The sequence below is a fragment of the Micromonospora sp. NPDC048986 genome (assembly GCF_040649335.1).
In the GTDB taxonomy this organism is placed as follows: Bacteria; Actinomycetota; Actinomycetes; order Mycobacteriales; family Micromonosporaceae; genus Micromonospora; species Micromonospora alfalfae.
Genome location: NZ_JBEZFJ010000015.1, coordinates 156229 through 172154, shown reverse-complemented (window position 1 = coordinate 172154; position 15926 = coordinate 156229). Strand labels below are relative to the sequence as shown.

13 protein-coding genes are annotated in these 15926 nt (G+C 71.5%); 10 read left to right on the top strand and 3 right to left on the bottom strand.

Features of this window, described 5'->3' with window-relative positions; genetic code table 11:
* Positions 1 to 36: 36 nt before the first annotated feature.
* The 4 genes from AB0B94_RS27270 (at position 37) to AB0B94_RS27255 (ending at position 4872) form a co-directional block, all read left to right on the top strand.
* Positions 37 to 1815 carry an N-acetylglutaminylglutamine amidotransferase gene (locus AB0B94_RS27270; protein WP_357286428.1) on the top strand — a complete coding sequence of 593 codons (1779 nt, stop codon included), beginning with the start codon at positions 37 to 39 and terminating at the stop codon, positions 1813 to 1815.
* The gene (locus AB0B94_RS27265; protein ID WP_357286425.1) at positions 1816 to 3660 is read left to right on the top strand and encodes a prolyl oligopeptidase family serine peptidase; all 1845 of its coding nucleotides are present in this window, start codon (positions 1816 to 1818) and stop codon (positions 3658 to 3660) included.
* 17 nt (positions 3661 to 3677) lie between these two features.
* Entirely contained in the window at positions 3678 to 4244 is a 567-nt protein-coding gene (locus AB0B94_RS27260; RefSeq protein ID WP_357286422.1) for a hypothetical protein, read from the top strand.
* A gap of 73 nt (positions 4245 to 4317) precedes the next feature.
* Positions 4318 to 4872 carry a dihydrofolate reductase family protein gene (locus tag AB0B94_RS27255; protein WP_357286419.1) on the top strand — a complete coding sequence of 185 codons (555 nt, stop codon included), beginning with the start codon at positions 4318 to 4320 and terminating at the stop codon, positions 4870 to 4872.
* 7 nt (positions 4873 to 4879) lie between these two features.
* On the opposite strand, the gene AB0B94_RS27250 is transcribed toward AB0B94_RS27255, so the two are convergent.
* Positions 4880 to 7921 (bottom strand): BTAD domain-containing putative transcriptional regulator, encoded by a 3042-nt coding sequence (locus AB0B94_RS27250; protein WP_357286416.1) that lies wholly within the window; start codon positions 7919 to 7921, stop codon positions 4880 to 4882.
* A gap of 291 nt (positions 7922 to 8212) precedes the next feature.
* Here AB0B94_RS27250 and AB0B94_RS27245 point away from each other — a divergent pair, with 291 nt between their 5' ends.
* Positions 8213 to 8407, top strand: a complete 195-nt coding sequence (locus AB0B94_RS27245) for a hypothetical protein (protein ID WP_357286413.1) — start codon at positions 8213 to 8215, stop codon at positions 8405 to 8407.
* 377 nt (positions 8408 to 8784) lie between these two features.
* Positions 8785 to 10578 (top strand): adenylyl cyclase, encoded by a 1794-nt coding sequence (locus AB0B94_RS27240; protein ID WP_357286534.1) that lies wholly within the window; start codon positions 8785 to 8787, stop codon positions 10576 to 10578.
* Between the two features lie 93 nt (positions 10579 to 10671).
* Here AB0B94_RS27240 and AB0B94_RS27235 read toward each other — a convergent pair whose 3' ends face one another.
* The gene (locus AB0B94_RS27235; protein WP_357286410.1) at positions 10672 to 11871 is read right to left on the bottom strand and encodes an FAD-dependent monooxygenase; all 1200 of its coding nucleotides are present in this window, start codon (positions 11869 to 11871) and stop codon (positions 10672 to 10674) included.
* A 127-nt stretch (positions 11872 to 11998) separates the two neighbouring features.
* Between AB0B94_RS27235 and AB0B94_RS27230 the strand changes: the two genes are divergently transcribed.
* From AB0B94_RS27230 to AB0B94_RS27215, 4 genes are all read left to right on the top strand, one after another.
* Complete coding sequence (locus AB0B94_RS27230) at positions 11999 to 12586, top strand: TetR/AcrR family transcriptional regulator (protein WP_357286407.1); 588 nt, start codon at positions 11999 to 12001, stop codon at positions 12584 to 12586.
* Between the two features lie 128 nt (positions 12587 to 12714).
* Positions 12715 to 12795: a putative leader peptide gene (locus AB0B94_RS27225; RefSeq protein WP_357286531.1), complete on the top strand. Its 81-nt coding sequence runs from the start codon at positions 12715 to 12717 to the stop codon at positions 12793 to 12795.
* 176 nt (positions 12796 to 12971) lie between these two features.
* On the top strand, positions 12972 to 13118 hold the full coding sequence (locus tag AB0B94_RS27220) for a hypothetical protein (protein ID WP_357286404.1): 147 nt from the start codon (positions 12972 to 12974) through the stop codon (positions 13116 to 13118).
* A complete protein-coding gene (locus AB0B94_RS27215) occupies positions 13118 to 14320 on the top strand; it encodes a putative sulfate exporter family transporter (RefSeq protein WP_357286400.1) in 1203 nt (400 codons plus the stop codon). Before AB0B94_RS27220 ends, AB0B94_RS27215 begins: the two co-directional genes overlap by 1 nt.
* Positions 14321 to 14384: 64 nt before the next feature.
* Here the strand turns inward: AB0B94_RS27215 and AB0B94_RS27210 are convergent, their stop codons facing one another.
* A complete protein-coding gene (locus tag AB0B94_RS27210) occupies positions 14385 to 15854 on the bottom strand; it encodes an acyltransferase (RefSeq protein ID WP_357286397.1) in 1470 nt (489 codons plus the stop codon).
* Positions 15855 to 15926: the final 72 nt, after the last annotated feature.

Sequence of the window (15926 nt, the reverse complement as noted above, 5' to 3'; positions counted from 1 at the left end):
GCCCCCAGCGGATCCAGCCGATGAGAGGTGTACGCCATGTGCGGTATCGGAGGCGAGTTCCGCCTCGACGGAGCGCCGCCGGACCTGGCCGCCGTCGAGCGGATGCTCCCCGCCCTGGCCTCCCGGGGCCCGGACGGCGAGGGTCGGTGGCAGCACGGGCCGGTGGCCCTGGTGCACCGCCGGCTGCGCATCATCGACCTGTCCGACGCGGGCGCCCAGCCGATGGTCGACACCGAGCTGGGTCTGGCCACTGTCTTCAACGGCTGCATCTACAACTACCGGGAGCTGCGCGACGAGCTGACCGCCGCCGGCTACTCCTTCCGGTCCACCTCGGACACCGAGGTGATCCTCAAGGCGTACCACAGGTGGGGGGCGGCCTGCGTCGAGCGGTTCTACGGGATGTTCGCGTTCGCCCTGGTCGAGCTGGCCACGCACACGGTGGTGCTGGCCCGGGACCGGCTCGGCATCAAACCGCTCTACCTGGCCGAAGGGCCGGGCCGGGTGCGCTTCGCCTCGACAGTGCCGGCGTTGCTCGCCGCCGGTGACGTGGACACCGACCTCGACCCGGTGGCGCTGCACCACTACATGAGCTTCCACTCGGTGGTGCCGCCGCCGCGCACGATCCTCGCCGGCGTCCGCAAGCTGCCGCCGGCCACCGTGCGGGTGATCACCGCGGACGGCCGGAGCACGGACACCACCTACTGGCGGCCGGAGTTCAACCGGGCCGCCGTGCCCGCCATGTCCGCCAACGAGTGGCAGGAACGGCTCATGGCGGCGTTGCGCACCGCCGTACGACGGCGGATGGTCGCCGACGTGCCGGTCGGCGTGCTGCTCTCCGGCGGTCTCGACTCCAGCCTGATCGTCGCCCTGCTGGCCGAGCAGGGCCAGACCGGCCTGGCCACCTTCAGCATCGGCTTCGAGGCGTCGGCGGGGGAGAGCGGCGACGAGTTCCACTACTCCGACCTGATGGCCCGCCACTTCGACACCGACCACCAGCAGATCCGCATCGGCGCGAAGCGGTTCGTCCCCGCCGTGCACCAGGCCATCGCGGCGATGAGCGAGCCGATGGTCAGCCACGACTGCGTAGCGTTCCACCTGCTCTCCGAGGAGGTCTCGCAGCGGATCACCGTGGTGCAGTCCGGGCAGGGCGCCGACGAGATCCTCGCCGGCTACGACTGGTACCCGCCGATGGCCAACGTGGCCCGCGCGGACGCCGTCGAGGCGTACGCCCGGGTGTTCTTCGACCGTCGTCACGACGCGCTCGGCGGGCACCTGGCGCCCGAGTGGATGCTCGACCACGACGCCAGCCTGGAGTTCGTCGCCGCGCACTTCGGCGCGCCCGGAGCGGACACCGCGCTGGACGCGGCGTTGCGCCTGGACAGTCTGGTGATGCTCGTCGACGACCCGGTCAAGCGGGTCGACAACATGACGATGGCCTGGGGGCTGGAGGCCCGGGTGCCGTTCCTCGACCACGAGGTGGTCGAGCTGGCCGCCGCCTGCCCACCCGCGATGAAGCTGGCGCAGGGCGGCAAGGGGGTGCTGAAGGCGGCGAGCCGGGGCATCGTCCCGGACGAGGTGATCGACAGGCCGAAGGGCTACTTCCCGGTGCCCGCCATCCGGCACCTCTCCGGTCCACTGCTCGACGACGTGCGGGACGCGCTGACCGCCGGACCGGCGCGCGAGCGGGGCCTGTTCCGCAAGGACTACCTGGAGGAGTTGCTGGACGCGCCGAACGCCCGGCGGACCACGCTGGGCTCCAACGCGCTCTGGCAGCTCGGGCTGCTGGAGCTCTGGTTGCAGCGGATCGGGGTTTAGATGAGCGTACGGATTGAGCCGCCGCGCACCACCCGGCGGCCCCGACCCGCCAGCCACCGGCCGGTGTCGCCGCCGGTGCCGATCAGCGAGGACTTCGCCCCCGCCCCGTCCCCCGACGGCCGCCGGGTGGCGTTCCTCTCGGACCGGGCCGGCACGCCCGGCGTCTGGGTCTGCCAGGTCGACGCGGGTGAGCCCGTCGCGGTGCCAGTCGGTGACGAGCCGGTCCTCGCGCTGAGCTGGTCCCCGGACGGCCGGTGGTTGGCCTGTGTCGTCGCCCCCGGTGGCGCGCCCCGCACCGAGCTGTGGGTGCTGCGCCCGGACGGCACGCGACGTCACCAGGTCGCCGGGTTCGGTCGCCGCAGCGCCGCGCTGGCTGGCTGGCTGCCGCACGGCGCGGTGCTGTCGGTCACCGAGACCGACGAGCACGGGCAGGCCCTGCTGGTCGACGCGGACACCGGGCACCGGCGGGTGCTCGCGCAGGGCGACCTGCTCACCCTCCTGGACGTGACCCCGGACGCTGCTGTGGCGCTGCTGCGCCGTGGTCCCCGTAACGCCCGCTGGCTGGAGGTGCTCGACGTGGCCACCGGCGTTCGGCGGCGGTTGTTCCCGGACACCGGGCGGGGCAGCACCGACCAGGGCTGGTTCGGCCCGGACGGAACGAGCGTGCTGGCCCGCACCGACGCGTACTCCGAACTCGCCGCGCTGGTGCGGGTCGACCTGACCCGACCGGAGCAGCCGCCGACCCGGCTCGCCGGGCGACCGGACGCCGAGCTGGAACACGTCACGCCCAGCGCGGACGGGCAGCGCGGCGCGTTGCTGTGGAACACCTACGGCGGGCGCAGCGAGCTGAGCCTGCTCGACTTCGCCAGCGGTGTGCAGCGGGCCGTCACCGCCCCCGGCGAGGTGCTCGGCGACGCCGTCTTCGCCGCCGACGGCGGACTGCTCTGCCTCACCGCGCAGGGGCCGGTGCAGCCCCGGGAGTTGTGGCTGGTCGACCCGTCAACCGGGGTGCCGCGCCCGCTGCGGCCGGCCACCGCCCCGCGCTGTGACGATGCCGGTGTCGCACCGCACCTTCTCGACCTGCGCGCCCGGGACGGGCTGGCGCTCTCCGGCTGGCTCTACCGCCCGGCTGGGCCGGGCCCGTGGCCGACCGCGATCAGCCTGCACGGTGGCCCGGAGGCGCAGGAGCGTCCCGGCTACAACCCGCTGTTCCAGGCCCTGGTGGCAAAGGGCATCGCGGTCTTCGCGCCCAACGTCCGTGGGTCGTCCGGGTTCGGCCGCTCGTTCGTCGCCGCCGACAACCTCGCCGGCCGCTTCGGCGCGATCGCCGACGTGGCGGCCTGCGCCGACTTCCTCGTCGACGCTGGCGTCGCCCGGCCCGGCCAGCTCGGCTGTCTGGGTCGCTCCTACGGCGGATACCTGGTCCTCGCGGTGCTGGTGAACTTCCCCGGGCTGTTCGCCGCCGGGGTCGCCGAGTGCGGCATCTCCGACTTCCGGACCTTCTTCGCCGGCACCGAGCCGTGGATCGCCGCCGCCGCCGTCAGCAAGTACGGCGACCCGCACCGCGACGCCGACCTGCTGCGCGACCTCTCCCCGCTGACCCACATCGACCGGCTGGACGTGCCGGTGCTGCTGATCCACGGCGCCAACGACACGAACGTGCCGGCCGGCGAGTCGGCGCAGGTCGCCCAGGCCCTCGCCGACCGCGGTGTGCCGCACGGGCACCTGGTGCTCGCCGGGGAGGGGCACGACTTCCTGTCCCGGACCAACGCCGAGGCGGCCCGTGCGGCCACCACCGGCTGGCTGACCCGGCACCTCGCCGCGACCGCGGGCGTCTTCGGCTGAGGCGTTATCCTGCGCCGGTGGAGGTCGCGGCGCAGGACGAGCGGTTGGCCACGGACCTGGGTCGCTGGCTGGCCGAGGTGACCTTCGTCGACCTGGACACCGACGAGGTCACCGCACGGGTGATCGACTCGGTGGTGCGGTGGGCGCAGGCCCAGGGCTGGCGGGTCTACCGGCGTGCGCCAAGCGTGCTGCCGTTGCCACCGCCGCTGGAGCAGCGACACTCGGTGCTCGACGTGGCGTGTGCCCGTCCGGACGGCCCACCCGTCGTGGTGGAGGTCGACCACACCGACCGGGCCCGTACGGTGCAGAAGCTGCGCGCGGAGGCGGACGCCGGCCGGATCCCGATCTGGGTGCGGTGGGGCGTCGGGCGTTTCACGCCGCCGCCACCGCCGGTGCGGATGGTGACCGTCGAGGTGACCCGGCGGGCCGGGCCGGCGGGGCGCGGGCGGCTGCACAGCCGCGGCGGTGACCGCCCCGCCCCGGCCCACTCGACCGGCGGCGGCACTGTCACCCCGCAGGCGCTGCCGATCCCGTCGACCGACCCGGCGCAGGGCCCCGTCGACGACGCGGGTAAGAGCACCTGAAGCGAATCGTAAGCGGGCTCCGGCAGAGTTCTGGGTGTCACCGGAGAGCACGACAGACACCCAGGAGATCCCGATGCGCAAGCTCATCAACTCGACCTACATCACCCTCGACGGCGTCATCGAAAACCCGATGTGGACCATGCCGTACTTCGACGAGGAGGCCGCCAGCCTGGCCGGGGCGCAGACCGAGGAGGCCGACGCGATGCTGATGGGCCGGGCCACCTACGACGGCATGTCCGCCGCATGGCCGACCAGGGACGAGAGCGACCCGACCACTGGCGCCGCGTACTTCAACAACGTCAAGAAGTACGTCGCCTCGACCACCCTGACCAACCCCACCTGGAACAACACGGAGGTGCTCCAGGGCGACCTGGTCGAGGCGGTCACCGCGCTCAAGGCCCGGCCGGGCAAGAACATCATCCAGTACGGCTTCGGCTCGGTCACCGCCGAACTGCTCCGGGCGGGCCTGGTGGACGAGGTCCGGTTCTGGATCCACCCGGTGCTGGAGGGCGGCCCCAGCCTCACCACGCCGCTGGCCGACGTCAAGGCGTCGTTCGACCTGGTCGACACCCGGGTGCACAAGAGCGGCGTGATCGTCGCCTCGTACCAGCCGAAGGTGTTCTCCTGAGCACCGGTCAGAGCTGGGCCCGGGCCTCGCCCGGGCTCAGCTGCGCGCCCTCGGCGAGCAGCGCGTCGAAGCGTTCCGGCCCGAGTTCGGCCCGCAGTCGTGCTGTCGTCCGGTCGGTGTCGTCGCGTTCGGCTGGAGCGGCGGGGGACCGCGTGGCGAGTCGGGCGGCGGCTGCGGCGCCCAGCAGTCGGGCGGCGACCTCGGGGGAGCGGACCGCCGCCGCCATCCCCTCCAGCGGGCCGACCGCGTCGCGCATCGTCGCCATCGCCTCGGCGGCCTCGAACGCCTCGATGTGCAGGGCCAACGCGGCGTCCGGGTCGCCGCCCTGCTCGACCGCGTAGCCCAGCTCGACCAGCACCATCGGCAGGTAGAGCGCGGATTGGCTCTCGCCGCGGCCCAGGTCGGCGAGGTGGCTGAGGTGGGTGACGGCCAGATCGAGCTTGCCGTCGCGGCGGGCGGCCAGCCCGAGGCTCATCTCCGCGAAGATCAACGCTCCGGGCGAGCCCTGCTCCACCGCCAGGTCGTAGGCGCGTTCGGCCAGTTCCCGACCTTGCGCGTAGTCGCGGGTCTGCACGGCGAGCCAGGCCAGCCAGGACAGCTCGGCGCAGACCTGCGGCCACAGCGCCAGCTCCTCGGCCCAGCGCAGCCCGTCGCGGTGCAGCGCGGCGGCGCGCTCGTGCTCGCCGCGCATGTCGGCCAGCCCACCCACCCACTCGGTCGCCCGGAGCCGACCCCACCGGTCGCCGAGGTCGGCGAAGAGCGCGGCGCTGCGGGTCGCGGTGCGCTCCAGGGTGGCCTGGTCACCGTTGGCGTGGGCGATGTGGGCCAGGGAGGTGAGCACCGCCGCCTCGGTCCACGGATCGGTCGCGGCGGTGGGCAGCAGCTCCGACACCAGGGCCAGGTCGCCGTGTTCGATCACCGCGTTGGCCGCGAACCACGCGGCGTGGCTGCCCGGGTCGGCGGCCACTGCGGCGCGTACGTCCTCCGGTGCGATCACCTCACCCTGCGACAGGGCGAAACCGACCCGCCAGGGTGCCGCGCGGGCCTCCTGCTCCGGGTCGCCGGGCACGGCCAGCGCCCGCCGTGCCTCGGTGAGCCGGCCGCGCAGGAACCAGTACCAGCTCAGTGCGACAGCCAGGCGCAGCCCGCCACCGTGCGCCAGCGCCGACCGCAGGTTCGCCAGCTCGGTGTCGAGAAGTGCCAGCCACCGCTGCTGGTCGGCCCCGCGCAGCCCGGGGTCGGCCCGTTCGGCCAGCTCGGTGTAGTAGGTGGCGTGCCGCCCGCGTACCTCGTCGGCGTCGGTGAGGCGGTCCAGGCAGAACGCGGCAACCGATTCGAGCAGCCGGTAGCGGGGGGCCGCGCCGGAGTCGTCGAGCACCACAAGCGACCGGTCCACCAGCCGGGCGAGGACGTCCAGGTCGGTTCGGCAGACCTGTTCGGCGGCCTCCGGGGTGCAGCCGTCCGGGAACACCGCCAGTTGGGCGAGCACCACCCGGTCGGACTCGTCCAGGAGGTCCCAGCTCCAGCCGATCACCGCGGTGAGTGTCCGCTGTCGATGTGGCACGTCCCGCTGCGCGGTGGTGAGCAACCGGAACCGGTCGTCGAGCCGGTCCACCACCCCGCGTACGCCCAGCGCGCGGACCCGGGTCGCGGCCAGCTCCAACGCCAGCGGCAGACCGTCGAGGCGGCGGCAGAGCTGGGCCACCCCTGTCGCGGTCTGCCCGTCGAGGCGGAAACCGCGCTGCTGCGCCGCGGCGCGGGCGACGAACAACCGGGCCGCCGCCGAGCGCCGGACCGCCTCCAGGTCACCGTCGTCCGGCACCGGCAGTGGGGGTACCTCCCAGATCAGCTCACCGGTCAGCCCGAGTGGCTCTCTGCTGGTGGCCAGCACGCTCACCCCGGACACGTCGCGCAGCAGCCGGGCGACCAGCTCGGCGACCGGTTCGATGACGTGTTCGCAGTTGTCCAGCACGAGCAGCAGCTGCCGGTGCCGCAGGGCCGTGACCACCCGGTCGGCGGGGGACTGGGTCGTTCCGGCGGCCTCGTGGGCGCCCAGGGCGCCGAGCACCTGTTCGGCGACGCGGGCGTCGCCGGCCGGGAGTGGTGCCAGCTCGACCAGTTGGACACCGTCCGGGTAGGACGCCGCTCGGGCCGTCTCGGTGGCCAGCCGTGTCTTGCCGACGCCACCTGGCCCGACCAGCGTGACCAGTCGCTGCCGGGGCAGCAGCGCCAGTAGCTCGGCCAGCGCCTCGTCCCGCCCGATCAACTCGTCGAGCGGGGCCGGCAGACTGTTCCGGATGATCGCCGCCCGCGGCGGGGCGTTCAGGCCGGCGTCCTGTTCGAGGATCCTGCGGTGCAGGGCGACCAGCTCCGGGCCGGGGTCGAGGCCCAACTCCTCGGCGAGGCGGGCCCGCAGCTCGGCGTAGCTCTCCAACGCCTCGGACTGGCGGCCGGCCGCGTACAACGCGCGCAGCTGCACCGCCCGCAGGCCCTCGCGCAGCGGATGCCTGGCGACCAACTCGGCCAGGTCCGCGGCCACCAGGTCATGCTCGCCCCGGGCCAGTCGGGCCTGCGCCAGCCGCTCCTGAACGACGAGGCGCTGCTCGGCGAGGCGGGCCGCCTCGGCGCGCACGAACTCGGCGTCGGCCACGTCGGCGTACGCCTCGCCGCGCCACAACGCGAGGGCTTCGGTCAGCCGTTCGACATCGGCGCAGCGGGCCAGTTCGTCGAAGCGGCCGACGTCGACCGTGTCGACCCGCAGCAGGTAGCCGGGTGGCCGGGACTCGACAAGCTCGCGGGCGCCGGGCTCGGCGTCGTTGAGCGCCTTGCGCAGCTGCGACACCCGCACCTGGAGGGCTCCGCCCGGATTGGCGGGGGCGTCGTCACCCCACAGGTCGTCGATGAGGCGGTCCGCCGAGACGACCTGGTTGCGGTTGGCCAACAGGTCGGCCAGCAAGGCCCGTACCTTGGTGCCGGGCACCACCACCGGCTCGCCGGCGTCCGTGGTCACGGCGAGCGGCCCGAGCACCCCGAACTGCACGGCGGTCATCCTAGCGCCGGTGCGCCGACCCACAGCACACCGCGACGGACGGGGACCACCGCCCCGCCCCCACTCCCACCCCCGTACCCCGCACCCCACCCCGCCTCCGTCGATCATGGACTTATGGTGGCCGCTTTAGCCGCGAAAATCCGTTCTGTGCACCACCACAACTCCATGATCGAGGGCGTAGAGGGTTGAGACCCACTCTCCCGCGATCTTGCACCTTCTGCGGTGATATACGTGGCGTAAGCCGCATTACGGCAGCACAAAGTGCAAGATCGCATGGGTTCGAGTGGGGACGTGGCTTCCCCTGGGATCTCCGGCTTTTTCGCCGCCGTCATCATCAGGCTGGTCCTCGGCACGCTCGTGGCCGGCGCCCTCGGTGTCGACGAGACCAGCGGGATCGACTGGATCGAGCTGATCCTGCAGGTCGCCTTCGCCGCCGTCGGCGTGGCGATCGTTGCCGGTGCCCACGGCCGCCGCCGGGTGCGCTGACCTCCCGCGCCGTCGCGCCTCCCACACCGTTGCGCCTCTCGCGCCGTCGCGCCGGCCCGCCCTCCGCAGGAGGGTGGGCCGGCGCTGCATAAGCCTTCTGGCTGACAACGGGCCGGCCCGCATCACCGCTCGGCTTGAAGTTCGCGCCTCCGTGGTCATGGCGCGCGGCCGGCTCAGGGGGTAGAAACATGTCAACCCTTCGGTGCGACCCCACCCTCGACCGTCGGGCTCAGAGAGCGCTCTCACCGCCCCCAGCTGCGCCGGAAGTACGCCGGCCAGCGGAGAGGACGAACCACGTGACAACAGTGTCCCGAGACGTGCGCCGGAGATCTGGTCGTACCCTCCTGCTCGCTCTGGTGTTGACCACCGCCACCACGATGACCAGCACGGCGGCCAGCGCCGGCCGACCGACGCACGGCGCACCCGACTTCGGCCCGAACGTGACGATCTTCGACCCGTCCATGCCGGTCGGCGACATTCAGCAGACCCTCGACGCGGCGCACGCCCGGCAGGTCGACAACGAGATGGGCACCGAGCGGCACGCCTACCTGTTCAAGCCCGGCACGTACGGCACTGCCGCGCAGCCGTTGCAGGCCAAGGTCGGCTACTACACCGAGGTGTCCGGTCTGGGCGCCTCGCCCACCGACGTCACCGTCAACGGCAAGCTGGAGGTCTACAACCGCTGCCTGGCCGACGGCGGCACCGGCAACTGCCTCGCGCTGGTCAACTTCTGGCGCACCCTGTCCAACCTCTCGCTCACCATCAACGCGGCCGGCCAGGACGACTGCCGGTCGTCGGCGAACTTCTGGGCGGTCTCCCAGGCGGTGTCGATGCGCCGACTGAACATCGGCGGCGGCGGTCTGTCGCTGATGGACTACTGCACCGCCGGCCCGCAGTACGCCAGCGGCGGGTTCATCGCCGACTCGCGGCTGCCGGCCACCACCAACGGCTCCCAGCAGCAGTGGCTGACCCGCAACAGCGAGGTCGCGAGCTGGTCCAACGCGGTGTGGAACCAGGTGTTCGCGGGCGTCGAGGGCGCGCCCGACGACGCCGCGTTCCCCGACCCGCCGTACACCACCCTCGAGACCACCCCGATCAGCCGGGAGAAGCCCTACCTCTTCGTCGACGGCAAGGGTCGTTACCAGGTACGGGTGCCTGCCGCGCAACGCGACAGCCGGGGCGTCTCCTGGGCCGACGGCATCACGCCGGGGCGGACCATCGGGATCGATGACTTCTTCATCGCCAAGCCGTCCGACCCGGTCCGCGTCATCAACAGCCAGTTGGCGCGCGGCAAGCACCTGCTGCTCACGCCCGGCACGTACGACATCGCGCGCAGCATCGAGGTTCTGCGTCCGAACACCGTGGTGCTAGGGATCGGGCACGCCACGCTGACCGCCGTGAACGGCGCGATCCCGCTGGACGTGGCCGGTGTTCCCGGAGTGATCGTCGCCGGTGTCACTATCGACGCCGGCCTCGTCGAGTCGCCGGTCCTGCTGCGGGTCGGACGTGAGCACGGCCGCAACGCGAGCAGCCCGCACAACCCGACCACGCTCTCCGATGTGTACTTCCGGGTCGGCGGCCCGCACATCGGGCGGACGAACACCGCGCTGGAGGTCAACAGCGACAACGTGCTCATCGACCACACCTGGGTGTGGCGTGGTGATCACGGCGTCGAGGGCTTCACCGAGGGCGTCAACGGTGACACCGACCGCTGGCGTACGAACACCGGCCGCTACGGCGCCGTCATCAACGGCGATCACGTGACAGCGACGGGCCTGTTCGTCGAGCACTTCCAGCGCTACAACACGGTCTGGAACGGCGAGCACGGCACCACGATCCTCTACCAAAACGAGCTGCCGTACGACCCGCCGACGCAGGCCGACTGGATGAACGGCGCGGTCGAGGGCTGGGCCGGGTACAAGGTCGGTGACCGGGTGCGTCAGCACACCCTGTACGGCGGCGGGGTGTACGTGTTCAACCAGAACAACCCGTCGATCCACACCGAGAACGGCTTCGAGGTCCCGAACCGGCCCGGGGTGCGGCTGCACCACATCATGACCGTCAACCTCAGCGCCGGCACGATCGACCATGTGGTCAACGGCGTCGGGGACGCGGCCGACATGACGAAGGTCGGCGCTCCGATCTATCTGGCCCAGTACCCGACCTTGTAGCGGGGACCGGGCGTACCGACGGGGCCGGAGCCGACGATGGCTCCGGCCCCTCTGGCTGGTTTGTGGGGCCCCGGCCGGCTGCGGGTGGTTCGCCTAGCTCGACTGAGACCCGGCGGCCGGCCCATAGTGCGGCAGCGGCAGGAGCCTCGGCTGTAGGCGTCGTTCCACTCCTGCCATGGCTCCGAGCAGGGGGAGTCGGGCCATCGTGTTTCGAGCCCGGATGCCGGCCCGGCTCTTCGGCGCGATCATGCCGATGAAGAGGTTCGACTGACTCCGCTGGACCATCCTTCGATGGCCGTGTTCGTACCGGCGGAAGGCGATCCGATGATCCCCACCGGCGGATGCGAGTTCTCCCGCGAGTCGGTAGGCGCCGATGAGAGACAGCGTCGCCCCGGCACCCGCAGCCGGTGAGGCACAGTGCGCGGCGTCCCCGGCGAGCGTCACGCGCCCTGACGACCACGACGTCATCCGCACCTGGCTCAGTGCGTCGAAGTAGAAGTCGGGGTCGGTGAGTGCGCCCGCCAGCAGGTCCGGGACGTGCCATGACAGGTCGGCGAACGCCTCCCTCAGCAATCGCTTCTGCTGCTCGACGTTCCGGTGGTCGTACCTCAGGGGCCTGCTGCGGAACAGGAAGTTCACTTTCGCCGCGGCGTGGTTGCCCGAGCGATAGATTCCCGCCGCCCGACCCGGCCGGTTGTAGAGCGTCACCCACCGCCGCTCACCCAGGCCAGGGTCCGCGTTGGCGGATGCGAAGTAGTACCCGAGGTGTCTGAGGAACCGCGATTCCGGGCCGAAGGCCAGATCCCGCACGGTGGAGTGTGTGCCGTCGGCGCCAACGACCAGGTCGAACCGGCGGGTCGGAGCGTGCGCGAAGGTGACCGTCACGCCATCGTCGTCCTGGTCCAAGGTGCGGATCGAATCATCGAAGATGTACTCGACGTCGTCCTGTGTCGTCTCGTGCAGAATCGCCGCCAGGTCGCCGCGCATGATCTCGACCTCGGTGCTGGCGGCCCTGCCCTGGATTGCTCGCATGTCGATGCGGGCCACACTCCGGCCGCGGGTGTCCACGAAGGACATGCCGATGACGTCCGCTGCCGCCGCCCGAACCCGCGGCATGATCCCCATCCGCTCGGCGACGTCAACAGCCCGCCCGCGTATGTCGACACCGTTGCCGCCCGCACGCAGGCCGGGCGCACGCTCGACCACTGTGGGCGCAAAGCCATACCTGGCCAGCCAGAAGGCCAGGGTCGGCCCCGCGATGCCGGCCCCGGAGATGAGAATCCGCTGGTTCATCGACGTCTCCTTGCTGGCGCAGCGAGGAGCACGCCAGTGGCGCGTGCGCCGCTTGCGCGTTCCGGGGAGTTTTCGTAGGCTAAATGAAATACACGTTCCACTTCACGATATGGAATGGTCGTTTCAGATGTCAACCCCTGCCGCCGATGGCGTGACCCGACGCAGGGCGGACGCCGTCCGCAATCGCCAACGTGTGCTGGCGGCGACGAAGGCCCTCTTCGCCGAGGGGCGCGTCGCCATCACCGTCGACGCGATCTCGCAGCGGGCGGGCGTGGGAGCGGCCACCGTTGTGCGCACCTTCGGCAGCAAGGACGCGCTCATCGACGCGGCAGTGGCCGAGCTGCTCGAACCGCTCATTCAGTGCGGCCGGGACGCGCTGCTCGAGCCGGATGCCGAACAGGCGCTTCGAAGCTTCCTCATCGAGGTGATGGCGTTCCAGTCCGCGCACTGGATCTCGGGCGAGCGACTCGGGGGCATGGAGCTTCCGCACACGGCGGCGCAACGAGCCGCCCTGAACGAGGTCGGGCTCGACCTGATCACCAGGGCCCGCGACGGCGGTGCGATCCGTACCGACATCGACCTCGCCGTCGTCACCGTGTTGATCAGTGAGGTGACCTACGCGATCGCGAGGTCGGATTCGGCATCACGAGCGCTGTCCGCGAGCTACGTGTCGGTCATCATGGACGGGCTCCGTCCGCAGCGGGACAGGGCTTGATCCCGCCTGCTCAGGCGAACCTCCGACACGGCTTGAGCCGCAGGGTCGCCTCCGCCTGCCATCGACGGCCGGCGGGGAATCTCGCTCACGGTCTTGAATTCCTATCGAGTCGATAGGAAAATGGGCCGATGCCGGATGGTCCGTACCTCACCTCGCGTCGGGCCGTTGACCTGATGCGGGTCGCCTCCGAGCTCTGTCCGGGTCGCTGACCACCGACCGGCCGGCACCACCCGCACCCTTCCTCCGGCCCCGCTGCCGAATCACGCGCCGCCCCGTGCTCCGACCGGCCCGGCGGCCTTCGCACTGTCACCGAGGCCCCGTCTTGCCTGCTCGCCCCTCAACCGATCCCGCCACGGCCGGATCGGGCCATTCCTGGAGGTACGTCATGACCAACGATCCGTCACCGCCCAATCCGGAGACCGCCGGAGAGTCCCGGCTCGCGTTCAACGAGGATTGGGCGGCGACCATCCTCGGCCTGGCCCTGCTCGCCCTGGTCCTGCTCGGTGCCATCCCCGCCGGGCTGGTGCCCTGATGAGCGCCGACGTGACCCGCACCGGCAATGAGCCCGGCACCTCCGCCGACGACCCGCCCACCGGGAGCGAGCGCGACACGCCGGCGACCACAGCCGATCCCGCCGAGCCGACCAATGTGGCGCGTGACGGGGCGTTCTGGGCGTGGACAGTGCTCGGCCTGCTGATCGTGGTCGGTCTCGCCGCGCTCACCCGCTACCTGGAGCAGAACGTCCCGGCCTGGGCCGAGGGCACCGCCGTCGAGGACGTCGGAGCGGCGATCGAGTACCCGGTGTACGCGATCCTGCTCGGCCTGCTCGGCAACGTCGCGGTCACGCTGCTCGGTTGGCGGGACCGGATCGCCGCCGCGTTCCGGACCGAGTTCTTCATCAAGACCGGTCTGGTGCTGCTCGGGGCGTCGATCAACCTGGCCGTCATCGCCAGCGCCGCCGGCCCGGCGATCGCCCAGGCGATTCTGCTGATCAGCGGGGTGTTCCTGTTCACCTGGTGGTTGGCCGGCAGGTTCGGCCTCGACGACAAGTTGCGGGCGCTGCTCGCGTCGGCCGTGTCGATCTGCGGAGTCAGCGCGGCGATCGCCGCCGCCGGCGCCGTGCGAGCGCGCCGCGAGCAGTTGGCCTACACGGCGAGTCTGGTCATCGTCTTCGCGTTGCCGTCCATTTTCGTCCTGCCCTGGTTGGCCGACGTGTTCGGGCTTTCCGACGCGGTGGCCGGTGCCTGGATCGGTGGCAACATCGACACCACGGCGGCGGTCACCGCGGCCGGAGCGCTGGCCGGTGAGGAGGCGCTCCAGATCGCCAGCATCGTCAAGGTCACCCAGAATGCCCTGATGGGTGTGGTGGCGGTCGCCCTCACCGCGTACTTCACACTGCGGGTGGAACGACGGCCCGGCGCGGCCCGACCGGGCCTCGGTGAGCTGTGGACGCGGTTTCCGAAGTTCGTGCTCGGCTTCATCGCGGCCTCGGTCATCGCCACCTGGTACCTCGACGCCGCTGGCGCGGACGGCAAGGCCACCATCGCCATCGTCAACGACCTGCGCGTGTGGTTCCTGATCCTGGCCTTCGTCAGCATCGGCCTGGAGGTCCGGGTCGCGTCGCTGCGGGAGGCGGGTTGGCGACCGGTGGCGGTGTTCGCCAGTGCCACAGTGTTCAACCTGGCGTTGGCGCTCGCCCTGGCGTCCCTGCTGTTCGGCAACTTTTCGGCCTGAGTCAGCGGGCCGCCCTGCGGACGGTGCTGGGGCCGGAGCCAGGCTGGCTCCGGCCCCAGCGTGATCAGCGGGGCGGTGTCGTCGAGGTGGTCGGCGCGCGGTGTGACCGACCCGATCGGGCGTGCGAGGTGGGCGTCTTCACCGGGTCGAACGGAAGGTCCTTTCTGGTTCGTACGGGCACCGCCAGGAACGACGCCGCCGTCTCGGTGGGCCGCTTGGCGCGGCGCGGGGTAGCTGCCGTGGCGGGGGCGTTCCTGGCCGACCGGCTGTGCCGAGCACCGGCCTTGTGCCGGCCGGCGCGCGCCTCGGCGCCCTTGACTGTCACCGGGTTGGGGATCAGCGCGGCGCGAGGGCCGGCGGTGCGGCCCGCGCGCCGATGCCGTGCGCGGCCGCTGCCGGTCTTGAACCCGAGGGCGGGCCGTTCCACCAGGTGCCAGGAGAGGACGGCGAACAGGAGGGCGCCGAGCAGGCTCAGCACGATGTAGCCGAGCATCCCGAACCGGGTCCCGCCGAGCAGGGCGATCATCTGCTGCACCGGAAAGCCGTAGATGTAGATGCCGTAGGTGTAGTCGTGCCGGCGGCTGATCCCGGACAGCCGCTTCGGCAGCGCGACGGCCGCGAAGAGCACAAGGTAGGCGAACGCCGGCAGGCCCACCGCGAAGAATCCGCCCAGCCACAGCGAGCCGACCAACGCGACGCCGGCCAGTACGGCCAGCTCTCTGTTCACCGGAATCCGGTGCGCGTACAGGCGGGCGGCGGCACCGAGCAGGAACAGGAAGCCGAGCATCAGCATCCAGTCGGCGGCGAACGCACCGAGCAGCGGGAACGGCCCGATCGCGCCGTGTTGCGGCGGGCGGGAGCTCCAGGTCGGCGCCGTGAAGAAGTCACGCAGGACCAGGGCGTAACAGACGGCGGTGAGGACGAGCACCGCGCGAGGTGCCCGGTGCAGCACCGAGGTCACCACCAGGATGCCGACGATCCCGTAGAAGGCCAGGTCGTACCGCAGGGTCCACAGTGAACCGTCGAACGCGCTCGGCCCGCCGGCGATCAGGCCGTACGGGGTGTCGGCCAGCAACCCGGAGATGGGGAACTGCTCCATCGAGGCGAGGAAGTTCGTCGTGACGTAGTCGAAGGGTCCCTCCGGGTGCCCCCAGAACCCGTCGAGGTTGCCGTTCTCGTACAGCGCCGCCAGCGGCGCGAAGACGAACGCGGTGACCAGCAGGCAGGCCCACAGTCCGGGGAACACCCGCAGCAGGCGGGCGCGGACGTACTGGCGCAGCGTGGAACGCAGCGCGCTGTCGGTGATGAGGAATCCGGAGATCAGGAAGAATCCGTACAGGCACATGGTGCCGAGGTCGCTCTGCCGGCCGAAGGTGGCAGCGCCGAGGTTGTGCTGGCCGAAGCCGAGCGGGCCGGCGTGCGCGATGATCACGCCACACGCCATCGCCAGGCGAAGGACGCCGAAGGCGTTGTGCTGGGCGGAGTATCTGCCCTGCAGCGTCGCGGAACGCTGCCCGTTCAACTTCGCCTGCACCTGACGACTCCTCTGATCACTGAACTGTTTGGACCGACGGATCGGAGCGCTGCCGATCGATGTGCCAATTAT

Bases quoted from the DNA above. Each gene is read 5' to 3' on its own strand.
- AB0B94_RS27240 (WP_357286534.1), top strand. From the start codon at position 8,785: ATGACCAGCACGGCGGCCAGCGCCGGCCGACCGACGCACGGCGCACCC.
- AB0B94_RS27270 (WP_357286428.1), top strand. From the start codon at position 37: ATGTGCGGTATCGGAGGCGAGTTCCGCCTCGACGGAGCGCCGCCGGAC.
- AB0B94_RS27250 (WP_357286416.1), bottom strand. From the start codon at position 7,921: ATGACCGCCGTGCAGTTCGGGGTGCTCGGGCCGCTCGCCGTGACCACG.
- AB0B94_RS27235 (WP_357286410.1), bottom strand. From the start codon at position 11,871: ATGAACCAGCGGATTCTCATCTCCGGGGCCGGCATCGCGGGGCCGACC.
- AB0B94_RS27265 (WP_357286425.1), top strand. From the start codon at position 1,816: ATGAGCGTACGGATTGAGCCGCCGCGCACCACCCGGCGGCCCCGACCC.
- AB0B94_RS27225 (WP_357286531.1), top strand. From the start codon at position 12,715: ATGCCGGATGGTCCGTACCTCACCTCGCGTCGGGCCGTTGACCTGATG.
- AB0B94_RS27215 (WP_357286400.1), top strand. From the start codon at position 13,118: ATGAGCGCCGACGTGACCCGCACCGGCAATGAGCCCGGCACCTCCGCC.
- AB0B94_RS27255 (WP_357286419.1), top strand. From the start codon at position 4,318: ATGCGCAAGCTCATCAACTCGACCTACATCACCCTCGACGGCGTCATC.
- AB0B94_RS27220 (WP_357286404.1), top strand. From the start codon at position 12,972: ATGACCAACGATCCGTCACCGCCCAATCCGGAGACCGCCGGAGAGTCC.
- AB0B94_RS27230 (WP_357286407.1), top strand. From the start codon at position 11,999: ATGTCAACCCCTGCCGCCGATGGCGTGACCCGACGCAGGGCGGACGCC.